Raw genomic sequence first — 20,650 nt, 5'->3', positions numbered from 1 at the left:
TTCCGGGTCGGTGCCACGAGGACGGACATGAGCGATGGACGGACATGAGCGATGACTGAAAGTCAGCGGACGGCGAGCGAGAACTCGCTCGGGTCGGAGGAGACGCTCGACCTGGTCGGGATCGGGTTCGGTCCATCGAACCTCGCGCTCGCGATCGCGATCGAGGAGCACAACGCGGACTGTGCGCCGGCCGACCGGATCCGTGCCCGCTTCTTCGAGAAGCAGCAGGAGTTCGGCTGGCACCAGGGCATGGTGCTGGACGGTGCGACCATGCAGATCGCGTTCCCGAAGGACTTGGTCACCTTCCGCAACCCGCGCAGCGGTTACACCTTCTTCTCCTACCTGCACGAGCGTGGCCGCCTGGTCGACTTCGTCAACCACCAGACCTTCTTCCCGACCCGGGTGGAGTTCCAGGACTACCTGCAGTGGGCGGCCGGCAAGGTCGACGCCGACGTCCGGTACGGCACCGCGGTGTCCGCGGTCGAGGGCGTCGACGACGAGGGTGTCGTCGAACTCTTCGAGGTCGTGCTCGCGGACGGTCGCACCGTTCGCGCCCGGAATGTCGTGGTCGGGGCCGGGCTGCGGGAACGACTGCCCGAGTGGGCAACCCCGTCGTCGCGGTGCTTCCACAATCATCAGTTCCTGTTCCGCATCGCCGAGATGCCGGAGCCGGTGCATCAGCGTTTCGCGGTGCTCGGCGCGGGCCAGAGTGCCGCCGAGGTGGTCCAGTACCTGCATGCCAAGTACCCGCACGCCGAGGTGCACAGCGTCTTCTCGCGGTTCGGGTTCAGCCCGGCCGACGACAGCCCGTACGCCAACCGCATCTTCGATCCGGGCACAGTGGACGAACTGCACGCCGCACCCGCGGCGGAACGGGCCCGCCTTCTCGAACTGCACCGCAGCACCAACTACTCGTGTGTCGACATCGAACTGATCAACGAGCTGTACGCCGCCGAGTACCAGGAGCGGGTACGCGGGGAGCGGCGCCTGTTCATGCGACGTGCGTCCGAGGTCAGCGGCGTGCGAGAGACCGACGACGGCCTCGAGGTCTCGGTGTACAGCACGCTCGACGGGCTCACCGACACCCTCATGTGTGACGCATTGGTCCTGGCTACCGGATTCGTCCCGACGCCGCTCGATGCGCTCTTCGGTGACTCGCTGCCCGACATCGGTAACGATCGTGGTGTGGGGCGCGACTACCGACTGGAGGCGGGGCCGGGCGTCCGCGGGGGCATCTACCTGCAGGGTGGTACGGAGAAGACTCACGGACTGACCGCGTCGCTGCTGTCCAATGTCGCGGTGCGCGCAGGAGAGATTCTCGATTCGATTCTCGCTCACCGAGATATCAGCGGTCACCTTGCTAGGCTGACTGCAGACAACCCGTACGCGACAAGCGAGGTTAGATGAGCACCAATCCGTTCGACGACGAAGACGGCCGCTTCTACGTGCTGGTCAACGATGAGGACCAGCACTCCCTGTGGCCTACGTTCTCCGAGGTCCCCCAGGGCTGGAGGATCGTTTTCGGTGAGGATTCGCGCCAGGCATGCGTGGAGTACGTCGAGAAGAATTGGACCGACATGCGGCCGAAGAGCCTGCGTGAGGCCATGGAGCAGGATCAGAAGAACGCCGCGGAATAGGCTTTCCGGGCCGACTATCCCACTTTCGGAGTGACGGAGCCGGCCCCAGAATTGCTCATCACCACGCTGCGCCGTCCGAATCTCGGGCGGCGCAGCGTCGTGTTTCGGCGCATACGCGGCGGGCGACGCAACGTCCGTGCGCCCCATTCGCCGAGCGTGACTCCGGCGGCCAGCGCGCAACCGATGCCGAACGCGCCCAACAGTGCCGTCAGCCCGATGATCACCTCGTCGTTCAGCATCGCGTACAGACCACGGTAAAGGGACAGACCCGGCAGCAGCGGCGTGATACCCGCGACGGCGACGACCAGCGGCGGTGTCAACGCCCGCCGCGCCATCAGGCCACCCGCGAAACCGATCACGGTGGCGGCGATCGCCGACGAGATCACCGGCCCGATTCCCAGGCTCTGCGCGAGCACGAAGAACAACAGACCCGCCGCGCCGCCGAGCCCGGCCGCGGTGAGCGCCCGCCGCTCGGCGTAGCAGGCCAGCGCATAGAACGTCGACGCCAGCGCGCCCGCGATCACCTTGACCGGCAGCTGCGTGAGGTCGGGTTGCGCGTCGTTGCTGATGACTGGGAGGTTCGCCCCCAGCGCCGACGCGACCCGCAGCGACAGCGCGACACCGGCGATGATGCCGCCGGTCATCATGACGACCTCGAAGAATCTGGCGGCTGCGGTGATGGGGGCGCCGGTGATCGCGTCCTGGACCGAACCGACCAGCGACAGCCCGGACAGCAGCACGACGACGCCGGCAGCGATGATCTGCGACGGCCGGATCGTCACGCCCAATTGGTCCTGGACCATATAGAGCGCCGTCGCCGGTGCGGCCGCGATGAGACCGCCCATCATCTGCTGGAAGAAGTACGGCAGCCCGAAGCGGTTGAGCACCCGGTTGACGCGGTCGATCACGACGGTGGTGAGGAACGACACCGCGATGATCAGCGGACCGCCGCCGAGCAGCACCGCGACCGCGGCGGCCAGGCCTGCCCAGCCGAGCGTCGCGATCCACCGGTTGTAGGGGTGCGGCGCGGAGACGATGGCGTCGAGCGCGGCATGCGCCTGGGCCGGGGTGATCGCCTCGAGCCGGATGCGCCGGGTGAGGCGGTCGGCGGCCGCGAGGCGCGTGAAGTCCATCGACCGGTAGTGCACGATGCGCATGGTGCTCGCCGGCGGAATCAACGGCCCGCGATGCGCCGAGACGACGATCGAGTTGTACGTGACGTCCACGTCGCACTGCGCCAAGCCGTACGTCGCGGCGATGAACTTCACCTGCGTCGCGGTGTCGATCGCGGACGTGCCCGACGCCAGCAGTACTTCACCGACGCGGACCGCGAGGTCCAGAACCTCGGCGACCCGCGCATCGTCGGTGAGGTCGATCGGCTGCAGCGGGGTCGGCGCGGCGGTGACCGCGTCGACCGTCGCCCGGCGGTCCGCGACCAGACTGCCGAACGATGCCGCGAACTTGCGGATGTCAGACGTCGGTGACGAGATCCTTCTCGCTGAGATCGGTGGCCTCCAGTGCCTCTTCGAGAGTGTCGTGCCGGAATACGGCGGTCACCTGGTCGTGAACCACGCGGAAGGCGGTGGCCACGGTCCGGGACTCACCTGCCTCGTCCGGCTTCGACGACCAAGTGGCCTGTTCCTCGACGACGACGACGCCGTCGTGCATGAACATCCGGCCGGGAACCAGTGTAGGGGCGGCTGTCGTGGCCCACTCCTGCAGAGCCGTGAGCCCCTGCGCGGCCCCCTCCGATCCGGCCAGCTCGATGTCGTCGCTGGAGACCGCCAGCAGCGTGTCGATGTCGGACGAGTTGAGAGCGTCGTGCCACGCGAGGATCGTGGCGATCTCCGAGATACGCATGGGACAACGCTAACCAAAGCGGGCGCCCGCGGCACGGTTACGCGCACCACTGTCGGCTATGGATATGATGGGCGCGCTCCACTGCCTCCTTAGCTCAGTGGTAGAGCACTCGCCTTGTAAGCGAAAGGTCGTCGGTTCAATCCCGACAGGGGGCTCGAAAGAAATCCCCTCGCCGTTCGCCGGTGAGGGGATTTTCGTTTGTCCGTGATGTCGTCTTCGCGATCAGAGTGCGAATCCGTTCCCGCCATTCGCGGCGGCGACCGTGAAGGTCGGGATCTTCTCGCCGGCGTCGTGCGTCAGGAGTTGGACGCGCACGCCGGATTCGCAGCGGCGCTTGCCGACGATGCGGCCGAAGCACCAATTTCCGCTGTCGAGCGAGATGAGCGTCTTGCGTCCTCGACGCATCATTGCCGTTCTCCTCCGAAGTAGTGCCGGTCTGACTACTCCAGGTTCTCTCTCCGGGGGGTGCGGGGGCCACGTGAGAACTACCCGTTCCACTACCTGTGTTCGGCACCGCGTAGTGCGCCCCGGAAACACACCGACGTGGAGCAGAGAGCATCGACCCTCCCGCCCCTGGATCGGGCGGGAGGGTCGACGTCGTTTTCCGGCGATGTTGTCGGTAGTCGGTGACGCGTTGTGCTGCAGTATTTCGCAGGGCGCCGCCTCAGAGCGCGAACCCGTTACCGCCGTTGGCGGCGGCGACGGTGAACGTCGGATACTTCTCGCCGGCGTCGTGCCCCAGGAGTTGGACCCGCACGCCGGATTCGCAGCGGCGCTTGCCGACGATGCGGCCCAGGCACCAGTTTCCGCTGTCGAGCGAGATGAGCGTCTTGCGTCCTCGACGCATCATGATCGTGCTCCTCGGAAACTCGTGCCGGTGTGACAACTCCAGGTTCTCTCTCCGAGGGGTGCGGGGGCCACGTCAGAACTACCTGTTCGACTACCTGTTCTCGGCCCCGCCGGGTACTTGCCCGACGGGGGCCGGGAGATCTCCGCGCGTCAGGCAGTCAGCCGGGCGCGGACCACGCTGTCGTGGATGGTCGCCTCGTGGTCGCCGTGCATCACGGTGCGGGACGCGGCCGTCGCCGTGTCCACCGTCCACTTCTGCGAATCGAGCAGTGCCACAACCTCGTCGGGGGTGAAGAACAGCTCCGGCCGGGGCGGGCGCGGGACTTCGGAATCCAGATCGGACGGGTGATGGCCGACGATCAGCAGCGTGCCGCCGGGCGCGACGAGTTCGGCGAGGCGGCGGTAGAGGACCTCACGCTCTCCCGACGGCAGGTGTACGTACTGCGACGTCACCAGGTCGTAGCGGGTGGTGCCCGGATCCCACTCGACGAGGTCGGCGGCCTCCCACGTGACCCGTCCGGCGATGTCGTCACCGGCCTCGGCCGCGTGCTCGGCGGCCCGCTCGATCGCGACGCTCGACAGATCGATCCCGTGTACGGTCCAGCCGCGGCGAGCCAGCCATATGGCGTCGGCGCCCTCGCCGCACCCCACGTCGAGCGCGGTGCCGGGCGTCAGCTCCGACACCTCGTTCACCAGGTTGGCGTTGGGGTTGCCGCTCCACAGGCGATGGCTCGAGCGGTAGCGCTCGTTCCAGAACTCCTCGTCCAGCACCTCGGGCAGATCGGTCATTCTCGGGTTCCCTTCTCGTTCTGCGCCCGGCGTTCTGCCACAGCGGCTTCGGTGTCCTCGGTGATCAGGTCGTTGTTGATGGCGACGGCGGCGGTCGCGGCGCTCGCGGCGGCTGCCAGGACCTGCGCCTTGACGTCGGTGACGTTGCCCGCGACCCACAGGCCGGGCACCTTCGTCAGCCCGGACCAGTCGGCCGGTACGAACCGGCCGCCGCTCATCGGTTCGAGCTCGGTTTCGATGCCGAGCGAGGTGAGCGCGTCGACGCGGGCGACGAACCGCGGTGCCACCACCAACGCCCGGCGATTCACGACCGTGCCGTCCTCGAGGCGAACCCCGGCGAGGCGGTCGTCGTCGATCACCAGTTCCGCCACCCGGCCGGCGACCACGCGCACTCCGCGGGCCGCGAGCTTCTCGCGTTCCTCGTCGGTCGGCTCCGGGGCGGTGTGCAGGAACAGCGTCACGTCGTCGGTCCACTGCCGGAACATGAGCGCCTGATGCACGCTCATCGGGCCCGTGCCGAGCACACCGACCGGTTCGTTGCTGATCTCCCAGCCGTGGCAGTAGGGGCAGTGCAGGACGTCGCGTCCCCATCGCTCCCGCACGCCGGGGACCTCCGGCAGCTCGTCGGTCAGCCCGGTGGTCACCAGCACGCGCCGAGCGGGCACGGTGCGACCGTCGGTGAGCAGGACGGTGAATCCTGCCTCGCCGCGCCGCACGTCCGCGACGGTGCCGTCGACGACCTGGCCGCCGTAGCGGCGGACCTCGTCGGCGCCGATTCGCGTCAGGTCCGCGGGGGCGATGCCGTCCCGGGACAGGAACCCGTGCACCCCCTCGGCCGGGGCGTTGCGGGGATCGCCGGCGTCGATCACCAGCACGGATCGTCGTGAGCGCGCGAGCATCAGTGCGCCCTCGAGGCCGGCGGCGCCGCCGCCGACCACCACGACGTCGTATCCGGTGGAAAGTTGTTCGGTCATGTACTGCCTCCCCGTCGTTCGTCCGGCCACCACCATGCCGACGGGTTCTCCGAACTCGCAAGCTTTGTTGCCGAAGTGGCAAGCTGGTGTGATGGACGACGCCGATGACATGGACCGGATCCTCGACGCGGTGGGGCCACGGCTGCGGGCCCTGCGCCAGCAGCGGGGCACGACACTGTCCGACCTCGCGGCCGATACCGGGATCTCGGTGAGCACCCTCTCCCGGTTGGAATCGGGGCAGCGCAAACCGAATCTGGAACTGCTGTTGCCGCTGGCCAGGGCCTACGGCGTCCCGCTCGACGAGTTGGTGGGTGCGCCGGCGACGGGCGATCCGCGGATCCACCTGAAACCGATCACGCGGGGCGGCAAAACCATCGTGCCGCTCACCCGTCGGCCCGGGGGCATCCAGGCGTACAAGCACGTGATCCCGGGGGCTCGCGTCCCGCAGGTCCCGGATCTACGTGTGCACGACGGGTACGAGTGGCTCTACGTCCTCAACGGAAAGCTCCGACTGGTGCTCGGGGAGCGCGACATCGTGATGTTGCCCGGAGAGGCCGCGGAGTTCGACACCCGCGTACCGCACTGGTTCGGGTCGGCGGACGAGGATCCCGTCGAATTCCTGGGCCTGTTCGGCCGCCAGGGCGAACGCGCCCACATCCGCGCACGACCTGCGCGGGACGAGACGGGGGAGTGAGACGAGAAGGGCCGGCCTCACTTGTCCTGATGGGCGGCGGGGGCGTCTCCGAACATTGCCGCGATGCGTGACTTGATCTCTTCGGTACTGATCGATCCGGTGCGGATTCCGCTCGCGGTGGTCTGACGAGTGTTGGAGATGGTGTTCATTCGACTGCTCCCGTGCCCTTTCAGGTACTCGGGCCGTCCGACGCCTGCGGCGCCGGAGTAACCGGCAGCGCCATGTCCGTCGCGGAGCAGCAGCGCCAACGTCAGGCTAGCGAGGAAAGCCCCGGCCGGGAGGGCCCCGCCGAAGTGGTTACCCAACCGGAATGAAGGGACTCGAAAGACGGTCGAATCGTTATGAATCGGGGGTGACCGGGGGACGAAGGGCCCTAGTCTTCGAACATGTCGATGGTGACGGTGCCGACCGCGCAGGGCCCGATCGACGCGGTGTTGGAGACGCCGTCCGGGATCGCTCCGTGGCCCGGCGTCGTGGTGGTGCACGACGCGCTCGGCGTCGGGCGCGACATCCGCGACATCACCTCCCGCGTCGCCGCACACGGGTATCTGACCCTCACCCCGGACCTGTACACCCGCGGCGGCCGTGCCCGCTGTGTGGTCGGGACGTTCCGGGACCTGATCCGGCGGCGGGGCCGGGCCGTCGACGACCTGCTCGCCTCCCGCGACCTGCTGGCGGCCCGCCCGGACTGCACGGGCAGCGTGGGCGTGATCGGATTCTGCATGGGCGGCGGATTCGCGCTGGTGCTGGCGCCACGAGGGTTCGACGCGTCCGCGCCGTTCTACGGCCCGCTGCCGCGGCACATCGAGGACGCGCTCGGTGGCGCATGCCCGATCGTCGGGAGCTACGGGGCCCGCGACCCGATGCTGTGGGGCGCCGGCCGCACGCTCGACGGCACCCTCGCCCGACTCGGCGTCGAGCACGACGTGCAGACCTATCCCGGCGTCGGACACAGCTTCGCCAACCGCCTCGCCTCGGGGCAGGTGACGGGAAAGCTGTTGCGCATCACCGGGATGGGCTACGACCGTGCGACGTCGGAGGACGCGTGGCGCCGCGTGTTCGAATTCTTCGACTCACACCTGTCCGGCGGGGCCGAGGGGTAGGTCCGGGCCCCGCCCGCTTTTGAGCCAGCGGCCCGGCAGGCGTCCGGCGAGATCGCCGAGCGGGCCGACGGCGGCACTGAGCACGCCGACGGTCTCCTGCAGCAGGTCGATGCTCGTGCTCATCCGCTGCAGGTTGGGGGCCAGCGCGGTGAGGGTCTCCGACAGCGCGACGATCTGGTCGAGTGGACCGCCCTCCGCGATGAGCCGCTCGAACGCGCCGTCTTCGGCGAGCAGCGTGTCCAAAATGCCGTTCTCGGCGAGTGCCTTGTCGACGATGCCGTCCTTCTTCGTCAAACGTTCGACGGCGCCGTCCTCCGCGGTGAGCCGTTCGAGCGGACCGTCCTCGGCGGTGAGGCGATCGAGCAGCCGACCCGGCGCGAGCAGGCGCTCGAGCGGGCCGTCCTGCGACAGGAGTCGATCCACCGGGCCGTCCTCGGCCAGCACCCGCTCGAGCGGGCCACCGGGGGCCAGGACGCGTTCGATCGCCCCGCCGGGTTCGAACAGCCGCTCGAGAGTGCCGCCGTCGGAGGTGAGACGGTCGACGACGCCACCGGGGGCGAGCAGTCGATCGAGCGGTCCACCGGGCTGCAGCGCCTGTCCCAACGGCCTGTCGTCGGACGCGAGCGCGGCCACCTGCTGCACCAGTTGCAGCGGCCCGCGCGAATTGGTCAGAGTCGCGGCACCGACGCTCGTGACGGTGGTGCTCGACAGGGCCAGCCGCGTCGTGGCCAGTGCCGTCTCGGCCACTCCGAGCGCTGCGTCCGTGACGGCGAGACCGGCCCGGACCGGGAACATGATCGCTGACACCAGGTTCATCCGATTACTGTAACCTGCGCCACACAGTCAAACCGGGTGTTCGGGCGCGGAGCGCCTACCGTCAGTGCAGGACCTTCAGTCCGATCACGCACCCGACGATGCCGACGATGAGAAGGATCTTCACGATCGAGGTGCTCTCGGATCCCGTCGCCATCGCGTATGCGACGGTGAGCGAGGCGCCGATACCCACCCAGATCGCGTACGAGGTACCGGTCGGCAGCGTGCGCATCGCATATGCCAAACCGGCCATGCTGAGCAGCAGTCCTGCGCCGAACACGAGCGACGGAGTGAGGCGGGTGAAGCCTTCGGACTTGCCGAGGGCGGTCGCCCACACAGCTTCGAGGACACCGGAAATCACGAGCACGATCCAGGCCATGACAGTTCAACTCTCCCAACACCGTCTTGTCGCTGGCCGGGTACGGTGTGCTCGTCCGGGTGTCGTCCTGACTGGTACGAGGGTACCCAATTCTTCTCGCCGGTCCGCCGGTGGTGGCCGGTCTCACCATCTCCCCGCGTGTCATTCACAGGAATCCCCCAGGGAATGCCCAGCCAGTCACCAGGTGAATCGGGGATTGTGGGGGAGTGAGTGAAACGCCGCAGGTCCGGGTGCTGATCGTCGACGACGAGCCGTCGCTCGTCGAATTGTTGTCCGTGAGTCTCCGCTTCCAGGGGTTCGAGGTGGAGACCGCGACGAACGGCGCCGAGGGACTCGACAGGGCGCGCACCTTCCGGCCCGACGCGCTGATCCTCGACGTGATGATGCCGGGCATGGACGGGTTCGGCATGCTGCGTCGGTTGCGCGCCGACGGTATCGATGCGCCGGTACTGTTCCTCACAGCACGGGATGCCTTGGAGGACAAGGTCACCGGGCTGACGATCGGTGCCGACGACTACGTCACCAAACCGTTCAGTCTCGAGGAGGTGGTGGCCCGGCTGCGGGTGATCCTGCGCCGCGCCGGGCACTCCGACGACAAGCAGTCGGCCCGCGTCACGTTCGCCGATCTCGAACTCGACGACGACACCCGTGAGGTGTGGAAGGCGGGCGAACCGGTGTCGTTGTCGCCCACCGAGTTCACGCTGCTCCGGTACTTCATGGTCAACGCCGGCACCGTGCTGAGCAAGCCGCGCATCCTGGACCACGTGTGGAACTACGACTTCGGCGGCGAGGTCGGCGTCGTAGAGTCGTACGTCTCCTACCTGCGCCGCAAGATCGATACCACCGAACCGCGGCTGATCCACACGCTGCGCGGTGTCGGCTACGTGATGCGCGAACCCCGGTAGGGCGGACGGATGAGGCGTCTACGTGCGTTGCCGCTGCGGATCACCCTGGTGGTGGCGGTGCTGCTGTTGGCGGCGGCCGGGCTGCTCGCGTCGGGCGTCGCGGTGACGTCGGCGATGGAGTCCTCGCTGATCGATCGCACCGACCGGCAACTGTTCGACGCCGCGCACGGCTGGGCGAAGCCGCGTGATCCGCGGGCGTTGCCGCCGGTGTCCGAGCCCGGACCGAACCGGCCGCCGAGCCCGTTCTACGTCCGTACCACCGAGCCGGACGGCTCGGTGCGCCTCGAACTGAACGACGAGAGCACCAGCGCCACACCGGTGCTCAGCGACGATCCGGGCCCGGTGACGGTGGGTTCGGTCGGTGGCGGGGACGTCCGGTGGCGGGAGCTGACGGTGGTGACGCCGTCGGGCACGACGACCGTCGCGGTCAAACTCACCGACATCGACGCGACCGTGGAACGCCTGGTGGTACTGCAGGTCGGTATCGGGGCCGTGGTGCTGGTCGTCCTCGGCTTCGCGTCCTACTTCGTGGTGCGCCGCAGCCTGCGGCCGTTGCGGGAGGTGGAGGAGACCGCCGCCGGCATCGCGGCGGGGGACCTGCACCGCCGGGTGCCGGAGTGGGATCAGCGCACGGAGGTGGGTCGGCTGTCGTCGGCGCTCAACGGGATGCTCGCGCAGATCCAGACCGCGTTCGCCGCGACCGCGGCGTCGGAGGAGTCCGCGAGGCAGTCCGAGGAGCGGATGCGCCGTTTCGTTGCCGACGCCAGTCACGAGCTGCGGACCCCGCTCGCCACGATCCGCGGCTTCGCGGAGTTGTACCGGCAGGGCGCGTCGACCGATCCGGAGATGGTGCTGAGCCGGATCGAGGGTCAGGCGCAGCGAATGGGTCTGCTCGTCGAAGACCTGCTGTTGTTGGCGCGGATGGACGCGCAGCGGCCGTTCGATCGGCATCCGGTGGATCTGCTCGCGGTGGCCGCGGACGCGGTGCACGACGCCCGAGCGCGATCGCCGCAGCGTCGAATCATGTTGGAAATTCTGCCGAACTCGGAACCCGCCGAGGTGCTGGGCGACGACGCCCGGCTGCGGCAGGTGGTCGGCAACCTGCTCGGCAACGCGCTCGATCACACCCCGGAGAACGCGGACGTCACGGTCCGGGTGGGCACCGACGGAGCCGACGCCGTCGTCGAGGTGGCCGACACCGGCCCGGGGCTCGACGGGGACGACGCGGCCCGGGTGTTCGAGCGGTTCTACCGCGCCGACGCGTCGCGTACCCGGGCGAGCGGGGGCAGCGGTCTCGGGTTGTCGATCGTCGCCGCGATCGTCGCCGCGCACGGCGGGACCGTCGGCGTCGACAGCGCACCCGGGAAGGGGGCGACCTTCCGGGTGCGCCTGCCGAGGGAATGACGCGTCAGGCGGGAACGTTCTCGCCGTCGCCGAGCTCCCGCAGCGCCGACTTGATCTTGGCGGCCGCCTCGTCCAGCGACTCCGGGGACGGGTTGGGGTCCGCGCCGCTGATGTCGAAGTTGCCCATGCTGTAGGCGGGGAAGACGTGCATGTGCAGGTGCGGCACCTCGAGACCCGCGATCAGGAAGCCGGCGCGCGGTGCGTCGAACGCCTGCCGGACGGCCTTCGCGACCTTTCGGGAGACGGCGGTGCACTTGTCGAACAGTTCGTCGTCGACGTCCTGCCACTGATCCACCTCCTTGCGGGGCACGATCAGGGTGTGGCCCTGCGTAACCGGGGCAATCGTGAGGAATGCGACGACGTCCTCGTCTTCCCACACGAAACGGCCCGGCAGGTCTCCGGCGATGATGGCGCTGAACACAGAAGGCATACCGCGAGGATAGGTGGCGGCGGGCGGGGCCGGTACTCCGGCCGCGCCGCGGCCCGGCGCGCGGGCGACACGCGTCGTGACCGCGAACTATCACGGAACGGCTCATGTTGTTTCGTGATGGGGGTCACACTGATATGCGACTTCCACGTTCGGTCGGGGGACCCGTTACCGAGGAGTGCTATGTCGCCACGTTCGTTACGCCCCCGTCGCCTCATCGTTCCCGCAGTGATCGCCGCGGCGGCCGCTGCGATCGCCCTGCCCGGTCCGGCTGCCGCCGAGTCCTCCCTCGACGTCGTCGACGCGCTGTCGATGACGACCCTCGTCAACGGAGCGCTGTCCGTCGCGGGTGGATGCCAGAGTCCGGATCGGGACCGCATCATCGCGTGCACCCGGATGGAGACCCTGACCACTCAGGTGCCCGTGATGCTGGCCTTCAGCCCGCTCACCACGAACATCGTGGTGCTCGGCGCCGGTCTGTACGCGGACGGGACGATGCGCCCGCTGTTGGTATCCCGTCTCCAAGCGGCGCTCGCACTGGCGCAACGCTTTCCGTTGTCGCCCATCATCGTCACCGGTGGGGTACCACAGTCCGGCGTCACCGAGGCGCAGGCGATGCGGCAGTGGCTCGTCGCGAACGGTGTCCCGGCGTTCCGGATCACCGAGGAGAACACCTCCCGCTCGACCGTCGAGAACGCCGTCAACACCAACCGCATCCTCGCGGGTCGCGGCGCGAGCGGCGCCGTGGTCGTCACGAGCCCCGACCATCTGCAGCGGGCGATGGTCGACTTCCGGGTCGCGGTGGCGGGACGAATCCCGATCTCGGGCGTAGTGGCGCCGTTCTGACACTCGAAAGTGACACGCACGGGCAGTTATTCGTAACATTTCCGACAACCGGGGCGATCGAGCGATGGGTTGCCAGGAAGCTCCCAGCTCCGTCGCAGCCGGGCCGCAGGCCCGGTCCTCACGCTGAGGGGCATGACGACCGAATCCCGGCCCACGGTGGGTGTGCAGCGGTCCGAGGTGACGACCACGGCACCCGCGCTCGACATCGTCGTACCGGTGTACAACGAGCAGGCGGCGCTCGGTGGGTGCGTGCGTCGCCTCCGTGGCTATCTGTCCTCCGAGGTGCCGTACACCGCGCGAATCACCATCGCGGACAACGCCAGTAACGATCGCACCCTCGAGGTTGCGCGGGAGTTGGCGGCCGAGTTCCCCGACGTCCGGGTGCTGCATCTCGACGAGAAGGGGCGCGGGCGGGCGCTGCGTGCGGCGTGGGGGTGCTCCGACGCCCGTGTCCTGGTCTACATGGACGTGGACCTGTCGACCGGTCTCGATGCGCTGATGCCGCTCGTCGCGCCGCTGCTGTCGGGGCACTCGGACGTCGCCATCGGATCGAGACTGGCGCCCTCGTCGCGAGTAGTGCGCGGACCGAAACGGGAGTTCATCTCCCGTAGCTACAACTTGATCTTGCGGGGCGCTCTGCGTGCCCGGTTCTCGGACGCGCAGTGCGGGTTCAAGGCCGTCCGGGCCGACGTCGCGCACGCGCTGCTGCCGCTCGTCGAGGACGGCGACTGGTTCTTCGACACCGAACTGCTCGTGCTGGCGGAGCGTGCCGGCCTGCGCATCCACGAGGTACCCGTCGACTGGGTCGACGACCCCGACAGCCGCGTCGACATCGTCGCGACCGCACTCGCGGACCTGCGTGGCGTCGCGAGGGTGGGACGCTCGCTCGTCTCCGGTGCGCTGCCGCTCGCGGCGCTGCGGGACAGTCTCGGCCGGGGCGACCTCGCACCCGGAGCGTCGCCGGCGATGTTGGGGCAGTTGGTGCGGTTCGCGATCGTCGGGATCGCCAGCACCGCGGCCTACGCACTGCTGTATCTCGCCCTCCAGGGCGCACTCGGCGCGCAGTGGGCCAACGCGCTCGCGCTGCTGGTCACCGCGGTCGCGAACACCGCGGCCAACCGGGTCTTCACGTTCGGGGTCCGCGGGCGTCGTGGTGCCACTCGACATCAGATGCAGGGTCTGGTGGTGTTCGGCTTCGGCCTGGCGGTCACGAGTGGATCGCTCGCCGCCCTGCACAGGTTCGCGCCCGGCGCCTCGCCGCACCTCGAGCTCGCCGTTCTCGTGGCAGCGAATCTCGTTGCCACTCTGTCCCGTTTCATCGGCCTGCGCTGGGTGTTCCGGCACGGTGCCACGGAAGGAGTCACCCGATGAGCGTCACGATCGATCGCTCGGTGGCGACGCCGCAACCGGCCGCCGCACCGAAGCGCACCCGCGAGTACTGGGCGCTGGCGGCGCTTCTCGTCGGCACCGCCGTCGCCTACCTGTGGAACCTGAGTGCCTCCGGCTGGGCCAACGCGTTCTACTCGGCGGCGGTGCAGGCGGGATCGGTGTCGTGGAAGGCGTTCTTCTTCGGGTCGTCCGACGCGGCGAACTCGATCACCGTCGACAAGCCGCCGGCGTCGCTGTGGGTGATGGAGTTGTCGGTACGGGTATTCGGGCTGAACTCGTGGAGCATCCTGGTCCCGCAGGTGCTGATCGGTGTCGCGTCGGTGGCACTGCTGTGGGTGACAGTGCGCCGGTACTTCGGCGCCGCGGCCGGGCTGCTGGCCGGACTGGTGCTGGCGCTGACGCCGGTGGCCGTGTTGATGTTCCGGTTCGACAATCCCGATGCGCTGCTGGTGCTGCTGATGATCGCGGCGGTGTGGGCGACGCTGCGGGGTGTCGAGGACGGTCGCATCCGGTGGATGGTGCTCACCGGGGTGTTCGTCGGGTTCGGGTTCCTCACCAAACAGCTGCAGGTGATGCTCGTGGTGCCGCCGTTGGCGCTGACATACCTGATCGCCGGGCCACCGAGGCTCGGCAAGCGGATCCTGCAGTTGTTCGTGGCTCTCGGCGGGCTGATCGTCTCGGCCGGATGGTGGCTGCTCACGGTCGAGCTGTGGCCGGCCGATTCGCGACCGTGGATCGGCGGCTCGCAGAACAACTCGATCCTGGAACTGACACTGGGCTACAACGGGTTCGGCCGGCTGAGCGGCAACGAGCGGGGCAGCGTCGGGGGCGGCGGTGCTCGCGGCGGGTTCCCCGGTGGTGATGTCGTGCCCGGCGGCGCTGCCGGCGGCGGCATGTGGGGGAGCACGGGGATCACGCGGTTGTTCGAGCCGGCGCAGGGTGGCCAGATCGCGTGGCTGCTCCCTGCGGCGCTGTTCCTGCTCGGGGCCGGGATCGTGCTGTGTGGGCGGGCTCCGCGAACCGATCCCCGGCGTGCCTCGTTCGTGGTGTGGGGCTCCTGGCTCGTCGTCACCGGCCTCGTGTTCAGCTTCATGGCAGGGATCTTCCACGCGTACTACACCGTCGCGCTGGCGCCCGCGATCGCGGCGCTCGTCGGAGCGGGGGCGGCGGTGCTGTGGCGTCGACGGGATCTGCTGTGGGTGCGGATCATCGCGGCCGTCACGATCGCCGTGACCGCGGCGACCGCGTGGATCCTGCTGGGCCGCAGCCCGGATTTCGTGCCGTGGCTCCGGTGGGCGGTGGTCGTCGTGGGAGCGCTGACCGCGGTCGCAATGCTGGTGCCCGCACTGCTGCGGACGCGGGCCGCGGTCGTCGTGATCGTGGCGGCCCTCTTCACCGGTCTCGCAGGCCCGGTTGCCTACGCGGCCGACACGATCGGCACCGGCCATTCCGGGTCGATACCGTCGGCAGGACCGCGCGACGAGGGCGAGATGGGGCGGGGCGGTCCGGGCGGCATGCGGGGTCCGGGGGAGCGGCTGAACGGCATGCCGATGCCGGGCGGTCGAGGAAACGGTGGGGGCGAGTTCGAGATGCCGGGCGGAATGCCCGGCGGCTTCGGCGGCGGCGGGGGTGGCGGTCTGCTGGACGCCAGCAAACCGGGCGACGAGCTCACCGCCCTGCTGCGCGAGCGCGCGGACGACTTCACGTGGGTGGCCGCCGCGATCGGGTCCAACAGCGCGTCGGGCTACCAGCTGGCGACCGAGCGTCCGGTGATGCCGATCGGTGGGTTCAACGGCAGCGACCCGTCGCCGACGCTCGAGCAGTTCCGGCAGTACGTCGCGGACGGGAGGATCCACTACTTCGTCGCCGGAGGTATGGGTGGCGGTCGGGGCGGGGGTGAGGGCACGGCGTCGGAGATCTCCGAGTGGGTGCAGGCCACCTTCACATCGACCACGGTCGACGGCGTGACGGTCTACGACCTCACGCAGTGACCGGACAGGTTCGCCCTTCCGGTTTACCCTGAGGTGGGAGGCACACCATGTCCGAACACGACATCATCGAGAACATCGACGAACTGGTCCGTGAGGAACGGGATTTGCGCTCACGGGCCGAGGGGCAGGGGCTGTCGGAAGAGGACGGCGCCCGATTGACGTTCCTCGAGCAACGGCTCGACCAGTGCTGGGACCTGCTCCGGCAGCGTCGCGCGCGGGCCGAGTTCGGTGAGGACGTGGAGCAGGCCGCTCCGCGTCCCGTGGACGAGGTCGAGTCCTACCGCCAGTAGCCGGCGGACACGGATCGGACCGTCGACGAAAGCGCCTGCGTACCAAGAAATCCGGTACGCAGGCGCAGCCTGTCGTCGAAGCGGCGGTGTGCTTGCCGTGGCAGAGTGCACAGTGAAGAGCTTGGTGGTGATTGCCGTATGGCATTGGTGGAAGACATGTATGCGACCCGGGTTTCGGGTCGCCCGCGAGTGATCGACCGTCCGGACCCGGTGTTCTGGGGGCAGCCCGACAGCGCGGAGTACACGGATTTCGACCGGCGAGGTTTCCTCCAGCGGGAGGCGGTGATCGGCGAGGCCGACGTCGCGACCTGCCTGACGGAGATCGACCGGATCCAGCACGATCCGGAGCTTCGAGACGACGAACGCATCGTCCGTGAGGCCGGCACCGACGCGGTGCGCTCGATCTTCGACATCCTGGAACTGAGCGACGCGGTACGCCGCGTCGTCGAGTCGTCCGGGGCCTACGACGTCGCGCGCGAGATCCTCGGCTCGGACGTCTACATCCATCAGAGCCGGCTGAACTACAAGCCTGGCTTCCAGGGCGGCGCGTTCTACTGGCACTCGGACTTCGAAACCTGGCATGCGGAGGACGGCATGCCCCGCCCGCGTGCGGTGAGCGCGTCGATCGCCCTCACCGAGAACACCTCGTACAACGGGCCGCTGATGATCATGCCCGGCACGCAGCGGTACTTCGTGCAGTGCGCTGGGGCGACACCCGACGACTTCTACCGGGAATCGCTGGTCACCACGACGCCCAGGGTCGGCGTGCCGTCGGAGGACGCCATCACCGACATGTGGCAGCGGCACGGCATCGAGGTGCTGACCGGGGGCGCGGGGTCGATGACGATGTTCGACTGCAATGCGCTGCACGCGTCGGGCGGGAACATCTCCCCGATGCCGCGCGCGAACGTGTTCGTGGTGTTCAACAGCGTCGAGAACGTGGTGCAGGCGCCCTTCTCCGGGTCGGCGCCACGGCCCTCGTTCCTGGCCAGGCGCCCGGAGTGACGAGGGGTGGGGGTGGTCGAGGCGTCGAGGTTCGGCCCGTAGGCTGACACCCGTGCGCGTACTCGTGATCGGCTCCGGAGCCCGTGAACATGCCCTCCTGTTGGCCCTTGCCCGTGACCCGGGCGTCGACAAGCTGATGTGTGCCCCCGGCAATGCCGGCATCGCCCGCATCGCCGAGACCCATGCGGTCGACGTCGCGTCCGGCGACGCCGTCGTCGCGCTCGCGAAGTCGCAGGCCGCCGACCTGGTCGTCATCGGCCCCGAGGTGCCGCTGGTCCTCGGTGTCGCCGACGCCGTCCGTGCCGCGGGTATCGCGTGCTTCGGCCCGTCCGCCGAGGCCGCCCGCATCGAGGGCTCCAAGGCGTTCGCCAAGGACGTCATGGCTGCCGCCGGTGTCCGCACCGCGCACGCCGAGGTCGTCGACAACCCGGCCGACCTCGATGCCGCTCTCGACCGCTTCGGCCCCAACTGGGTCGTCAAGGACGACGGACTGGCCGCCGGTAAGGGCGTCGTGGTCACCACCGATCGCAGCGCCGCGCGCGACCACGCCGCCGAGTGCCTCGAGATCGGGCACCCGGTGCTGCTCGAGTCGTTCCTCGACGGCCCCGAGGTGTCGCTGTTCTGCTTGGTGGACGGCGAGACCGTGGTCCCGCTGCTGCCCGCGCAGGACCACAAGCGCGTCGGCGACGGCGACACCGGCCCCAACACCGGTGGCATGGGCGCCTACACGCCGCTGCCGTGGCTGCCGGCCGACGCCGTGACCCAGATCGTCGACGACGTCGTCACGCCCGTCGCGGTCGAGATGGCCAAGCGTGGCTGCCCCTTCACCGGTCTGCTGTACGCGGGTCTGGCGATGGGCAAGAACGGCCCCGCGGTCGTCGAGTTCAACTGCCGCTTCGGTGACCCGGAGACGCAGGCCGTCCTGGCGCTGCTCGAGTCGCCGCTCGGCGAGGTGCTGAACGCCGCCGCGACCGGCACCCTCGCGTCGGTCCCGCCGCTGCAGTGGCGGGACGGCGCCGCGGTCACCGTGGTTCTGGCCGCCGAGAACTACCCGGCCACCCCGCGCACCGGGGACGTCATCACCGGGTCCGACGCCGAGCGTGTCCTGCACGCCGGCACCGCGGCCCGCGAGGACGGCGCCGTCGTCTCCGCCGGTGGCCGCGTCCTGAGCGTCGTCGGTGTCGGCGCCGACCTGACCGAGGCGCGCGAGGATGCGTACGCGCGTCTGGCCGAGGTGAAGCTGCCGGGCGGGCACTTCCGCAGCGACATCGGCCTGGCTGCGGTCGAGGGCCGGATCTCCATCTGACCTGCCGCTCCACTCTTCGCGACGCCGCGCCTCCGATCGGGGGCGCGGCGCCGCTGTTTCCGGCGCGGCACCGGATTCGGATGGTGGTGTGCTGCGCGCTAACGTCGAAGTCGTGCGTACCGATTCCCAGCGATCGACCATTCCCGCCTTCCACGTCATGGACGTGTGGAAGGCGGCCAACGAGCGGCAGCGCACCCACGGTGACGTGCTGTCGCTCGCTGCCGGGCAGCCGTCGACGCCCGCACCGCAACCGGTGCTGCGCGCGGCGCGGGAATCGCTGGACAGCCACCTGCTGGGCTACACCGAGACGTTCGGGATCGAGCCGCTGCGCCAGGCCATCGCCGACTATCACCACGGCCGCTCCGGCTACGACGTCCATCCGGACGAGGTGGTCGTCACCACCGGATCGTCGGGCGCGTTCACTCTGCTGTTCCTCGCCGCATTCGACGCCGGCGACACCGTCGTCGTCGCGCGTCCCGGCTACCCCGCCTACCGGAACACGTTGACGGCGTTGGGCTGCAACGTGATCGAGATCGACTGCGGTCCCGAGACCCGGTTCCAGCCGACCGTCGCGATGCTCGAGGACATGGACACCCCGCCCGCGGGCCTGATCGTCGCGAGCCCCGCGAACCCCACCGGCACCGTCATCGACCCGGCCGAACTGGCCGCGCTGGCCCGCTGGTGCGAGGAGCACGACACGCTGCTGATCTCGGACGAGATCTACCACGGCATCGAGTTCTCGGGCGAGCTCGCCGGGGGCCAGCCGACGGCGTCCGCGTGGGAGACCTCGCGCGAGGCCGTGGTGATCGGATCGGTGTCGAAGTACTTCTCGATGACCGGGTGGCGGCTGGGCTGGATGCTGGTGCCCGAGCACCTGCGCCGGGCCCTGCAGCGCCTCTCCTCGAACATGACGGTGTGCCCGCCCGCGATCTCGCAGTACGCGGCCGTCGCGGCGTTCTCCGACGAGTCCCGCGCCGAGTTGGACGGTCACGTCCAGCGGTACGCGGCCAACCGGGAACTGCTGCTGACGGGGCTGCCGAAGCTGGGGCTCACCGAACTCGCGCCCGCCGACGGCGCGTTCTACGTGTACGCCGACATCCGCCATCTCACCGACGACTCCACGTCGTGGTGCGCGCGCCTGCTCGCCGACACCGGGCTCGCGCTCGCTCCCGGCATCGACTTCGACACCGCGCACGGCGACCACACCGTGCGGATGTCGTTCGCCGGCGCCACCGCAGAGATCCGGGATGCCCTGATTCGTCTCGAACGGTGGTTGCCGGCGCCGCGATAGGGGTGCTGTTCTCTTGATTTCGCCCAGTCGGCCCGCGGCCGGCTGGCACGATGGACGGATGATCTCTGCCGCCACACCCAAAGGTGAGCGGCGTCGGCAGGCGCTCGTGACCGCGGCGGCGGATCTCCTCCTCGAGGGTGGATTCGACGCCGTCCGGCATCGCGCCGTCGCAACGCGGGCCGGGCTCCCGCTCGCGTCGACCACCTACTACTTCGGCTCGCTCGACGAGTTGATCGCCCTGGCCGTCGAGCACAACGGCAACCGTGAGCTGGACGCGATGCGGGCGCGCATCGACGACGTCACGCAGCGCCGACGGGGCGTCGAGGCGACGGTGGACCTCATCGTGGACCTGTTGGTGGGGCCCGACGACGCCGGCGACGGTTCCCGCGAGCGGCTGATCGCGCGGTACGAGCGGTTCGTGGCGTCGGCCCGGCACCCCGAACTGCGCGACGTCCAGCTGAGGCTGCGCGCCCAGCTCGACGACCTGCTCACCGAGGTGCTGCGCCGATCGGGCCGCGACGTGCGGGAGCCGCAACTACGTCGGCTGGTGGCCGTGGTCGACGGCGTGGTGGTGGGGGCGCTGAGCGAGGTCGACCCCGATCCGCGGGGAATGGCGCGGGCGATGCTCTCGGACCTGATCGACGACTTCGCCCCGCCGAGCACGCGCTGACGAGGGCGTTCGGGTGCGCCATTAGACT

At 69.3% G+C, this 20,650-nt stretch carries 24 protein-coding genes, 1 tRNA gene and 1 riboswitch; of the genes, 15 read left to right on the top strand and 10 right to left on the bottom strand.

Annotated elements, in window-relative coordinates:
- Nucleotides 1-51: 51 nt before the first annotated feature.
- Nucleotides 52-1,407 (top strand): lysine N(6)-hydroxylase/L-ornithine N(5)-oxygenase family protein, encoded by a 1,356-nt coding sequence (locus ABEU20_RS13510; protein ID WP_420164914.1) that lies wholly within the window; start codon nt 52-54, stop codon nt 1,405-1,407.
- A complete protein-coding gene (locus tag ABEU20_RS13505) occupies nt 1,404-1,637 on the top strand; it encodes an MbtH family protein (RefSeq protein ID WP_005515491.1) in 234 nt (77 codons plus the stop codon). The genes ABEU20_RS13510 and ABEU20_RS13505 overlap by 4 nt, the downstream gene beginning before the upstream one ends.
- A 14-nt stretch (nt 1,638-1,651) precedes the next feature.
- Here the strand turns inward: ABEU20_RS13505 and ABEU20_RS13500 are convergent, their stop codons facing one another.
- Nucleotides 1,652-3,106: a threonine/serine exporter family protein gene (locus ABEU20_RS13500; RefSeq protein WP_420165133.1), complete on the bottom strand. Its 1,455-nt coding sequence runs from the start codon at nt 3,104-3,106 to the stop codon at nt 1,652-1,654.
- A 1-nt stretch (nt 3,107) separates the two neighbouring features.
- Nucleotides 3,108-3,497 (bottom strand): nuclear transport factor 2 family protein, encoded by a 390-nt coding sequence (locus ABEU20_RS13495; RefSeq protein ID WP_420164913.1) that lies wholly within the window; start codon nt 3,495-3,497, stop codon nt 3,108-3,110.
- Nucleotides 3,498-3,580: 83 nt separating this feature from the next.
- Here ABEU20_RS13495 and ABEU20_RS13490 point away from each other — a divergent pair.
- A tRNA-Thr gene (locus ABEU20_RS13490) sits at nt 3,581-3,652 on the top strand.
- Nucleotides 3,653-3,719: 67 nt separating this feature from the next.
- On the opposite strand, the gene ABEU20_RS13485 is transcribed toward ABEU20_RS13490, so the two are convergent.
- The 4 genes from ABEU20_RS13485 to ABEU20_RS13470 form a co-directional block, all read right to left on the bottom strand.
- A complete protein-coding gene (locus ABEU20_RS13485) occupies nt 3,720-3,905 on the bottom strand; it encodes an enoyl-CoA hydratase (protein ID WP_420164912.1) in 186 nt (61 codons plus the stop codon).
- A 256-nt stretch (nt 3,906-4,161) separates the two neighbouring features.
- Nucleotides 4,162-4,347, bottom strand: coding sequence for an enoyl-CoA hydratase (locus tag ABEU20_RS13480; RefSeq protein ID WP_420164911.1), 186 nt, complete (start codon nt 4,345-4,347; stop codon nt 4,162-4,164).
- Nucleotides 4,348-4,496: 149 nt separating this feature from the next.
- On the bottom strand, nt 4,497-5,135 hold the full coding sequence (locus tag ABEU20_RS13475; RefSeq protein WP_420164910.1) for a methyltransferase domain-containing protein: 639 nt from the start codon (nt 5,133-5,135) through the stop codon (nt 4,497-4,499).
- Nucleotides 5,132-6,145: an NAD(P)/FAD-dependent oxidoreductase gene (locus ABEU20_RS13470; protein ID WP_420165132.1), complete on the bottom strand. Its 1,014-nt coding sequence runs from the start codon at nt 6,143-6,145 to the stop codon at nt 5,132-5,134. The genes ABEU20_RS13475 and ABEU20_RS13470 overlap by 4 nt, the downstream gene beginning before the upstream one ends.
- A gap of 55 nt (nt 6,146-6,200) precedes the next feature.
- Between ABEU20_RS13470 and ABEU20_RS13465 the strand changes: the two genes are divergently transcribed.
- On the top strand, nt 6,201-6,803 hold the full coding sequence (locus ABEU20_RS13465; protein WP_420164909.1) for a helix-turn-helix domain-containing protein: 603 nt from the start codon (nt 6,201-6,203) through the stop codon (nt 6,801-6,803).
- 17 nt (nt 6,804-6,820) lie between these two features.
- On the opposite strand, the gene ABEU20_RS13460 is transcribed toward ABEU20_RS13465, so the two are convergent.
- Nucleotides 6,821-6,952 carry a hypothetical protein gene (locus ABEU20_RS13460; protein ID WP_420164908.1) on the bottom strand — a complete coding sequence of 44 codons (132 nt, stop codon included), beginning with the start codon at nt 6,950-6,952 and terminating at the stop codon, nt 6,821-6,823.
- A gap of 237 nt (nt 6,953-7,189) precedes the next feature.
- Here ABEU20_RS13460 and ABEU20_RS13455 point away from each other — a divergent pair, with 237 nt between their 5' ends.
- A complete protein-coding gene (locus tag ABEU20_RS13455; protein ID WP_420164907.1) occupies nt 7,190-7,906 on the top strand; it encodes a dienelactone hydrolase family protein in 717 nt (238 codons plus the stop codon).
- Here the strand turns inward: ABEU20_RS13455 and ABEU20_RS13450 are convergent.
- Nucleotides 7,877-8,722, bottom strand: coding sequence for an ABC transporter (locus ABEU20_RS13450; RefSeq protein ID WP_420164906.1), 846 nt, complete (start codon nt 8,720-8,722; stop codon nt 7,877-7,879). The two genes, ABEU20_RS13455 and ABEU20_RS13450, sit on opposite strands and share 30 nt — an antisense overlap.
- Nucleotides 8,723-8,783: 61 nt before the next feature.
- Entirely contained in the window at nt 8,784-9,098 is a 315-nt protein-coding gene (locus tag ABEU20_RS13445; protein WP_420164905.1) for a DMT family transporter, read from the bottom strand.
- Nucleotides 9,099-9,113: 15 nt separating this feature from the next.
- A riboswitch (guanidine-III (ykkC-III) riboswitch) is annotated at nt 9,114-9,175 on the bottom strand.
- A gap of 129 nt (nt 9,176-9,304) precedes the next feature.
- On the opposite strand from ABEU20_RS13445, the gene ABEU20_RS13440 reads away from it, so the two are divergent.
- Together ABEU20_RS13440 and ABEU20_RS13435 are read left to right on the top strand one after the other, a co-directional pair.
- On the top strand, nt 9,305-10,003 hold the full coding sequence (locus ABEU20_RS13440) for a response regulator transcription factor (protein ID WP_420164904.1): 699 nt from the start codon (nt 9,305-9,307) through the stop codon (nt 10,001-10,003).
- 9 nt (nt 10,004-10,012) lie between these two features.
- The gene (locus ABEU20_RS13435; RefSeq protein ID WP_420164903.1) at nt 10,013-11,407 is read left to right on the top strand and encodes a sensor histidine kinase; all 1,395 of its coding nucleotides are present in this window, start codon (nt 10,013-10,015) and stop codon (nt 11,405-11,407) included.
- A gap of 4 nt (nt 11,408-11,411) precedes the next feature.
- Here ABEU20_RS13435 and ABEU20_RS13430 read toward each other — a convergent pair whose 3' ends face one another.
- Entirely contained in the window at nt 11,412-11,837 is a 426-nt protein-coding gene (locus ABEU20_RS13430) for an HIT family protein (protein WP_420164902.1), read from the bottom strand.
- 180 nt (nt 11,838-12,017) lie between these two features.
- Here ABEU20_RS13430 and ABEU20_RS13425 point away from each other — a divergent pair, with 180 nt between their 5' ends.
- The 8 genes from ABEU20_RS13425 to ABEU20_RS13390 all read left to right on the top strand — a co-directional run bounded on the left by ABEU20_RS13425 (nt 12,018) and on the right by ABEU20_RS13390 (nt 20,622).
- The gene (locus tag ABEU20_RS13425) at nt 12,018-12,680 is read left to right on the top strand and encodes a YdcF family protein (RefSeq protein WP_420164901.1); all 663 of its coding nucleotides are present in this window, start codon (nt 12,018-12,020) and stop codon (nt 12,678-12,680) included.
- 132 nt (nt 12,681-12,812) lie between these two features.
- Nucleotides 12,813-14,051, top strand: a complete 1,239-nt coding sequence (locus tag ABEU20_RS13420) for a glycosyltransferase (protein ID WP_420164900.1) — start codon at nt 12,813-12,815, stop codon at nt 14,049-14,051.
- The gene (locus tag ABEU20_RS13415) at nt 14,048-16,060 is read left to right on the top strand and encodes a glycosyltransferase family 39 protein (protein WP_420164899.1); all 2,013 of its coding nucleotides are present in this window, start codon (nt 14,048-14,050) and stop codon (nt 16,058-16,060) included. Before ABEU20_RS13420 ends, ABEU20_RS13415 begins: the two co-directional genes overlap by 4 nt.
- A gap of 47 nt (nt 16,061-16,107) precedes the next feature.
- On the top strand, nt 16,108-16,350 hold the full coding sequence (locus ABEU20_RS13410; protein WP_420164898.1) for a DUF2630 family protein: 243 nt from the start codon (nt 16,108-16,110) through the stop codon (nt 16,348-16,350).
- Nucleotides 16,351-16,488: 138 nt separating this feature from the next.
- The gene (gene thpD / locus ABEU20_RS13405; protein ID WP_420164897.1) at nt 16,489-17,355 is read left to right on the top strand and encodes an ectoine hydroxylase; all 867 of its coding nucleotides are present in this window, start codon (nt 16,489-16,491) and stop codon (nt 17,353-17,355) included.
- Nucleotides 17,356-17,407: 52 nt separating this feature from the next.
- Entirely contained in the window at nt 17,408-18,661 is a 1,254-nt protein-coding gene (gene purD, locus ABEU20_RS13400; protein ID WP_420164896.1) for a phosphoribosylamine--glycine ligase, read from the top strand.
- Nucleotides 18,662-18,773: 112 nt separating this feature from the next.
- Entirely contained in the window at nt 18,774-19,952 is a 1,179-nt protein-coding gene (locus ABEU20_RS13395; protein WP_420164895.1) for a pyridoxal phosphate-dependent aminotransferase, read from the top strand.
- A gap of 58 nt (nt 19,953-20,010) precedes the next feature.
- Nucleotides 20,011-20,622, top strand: a complete 612-nt coding sequence (locus tag ABEU20_RS13390) for a TetR/AcrR family transcriptional regulator (RefSeq protein ID WP_420164894.1) — start codon at nt 20,011-20,013, stop codon at nt 20,620-20,622.
- Nucleotides 20,623-20,650: the final 28 nt, after the last annotated feature.

It is taken from the genome of Rhodococcus parequi (assembly GCF_046042785.1).
Taxonomy (GTDB): Bacteria; Actinomycetota; Actinomycetes; order Mycobacteriales; family Mycobacteriaceae; genus Prescottella; species Prescottella parequi.
The sequence above is the reverse complement of the archived record's forward strand: the minus strand, read 5'-3'. Positions and strand labels throughout refer to the sequence as shown.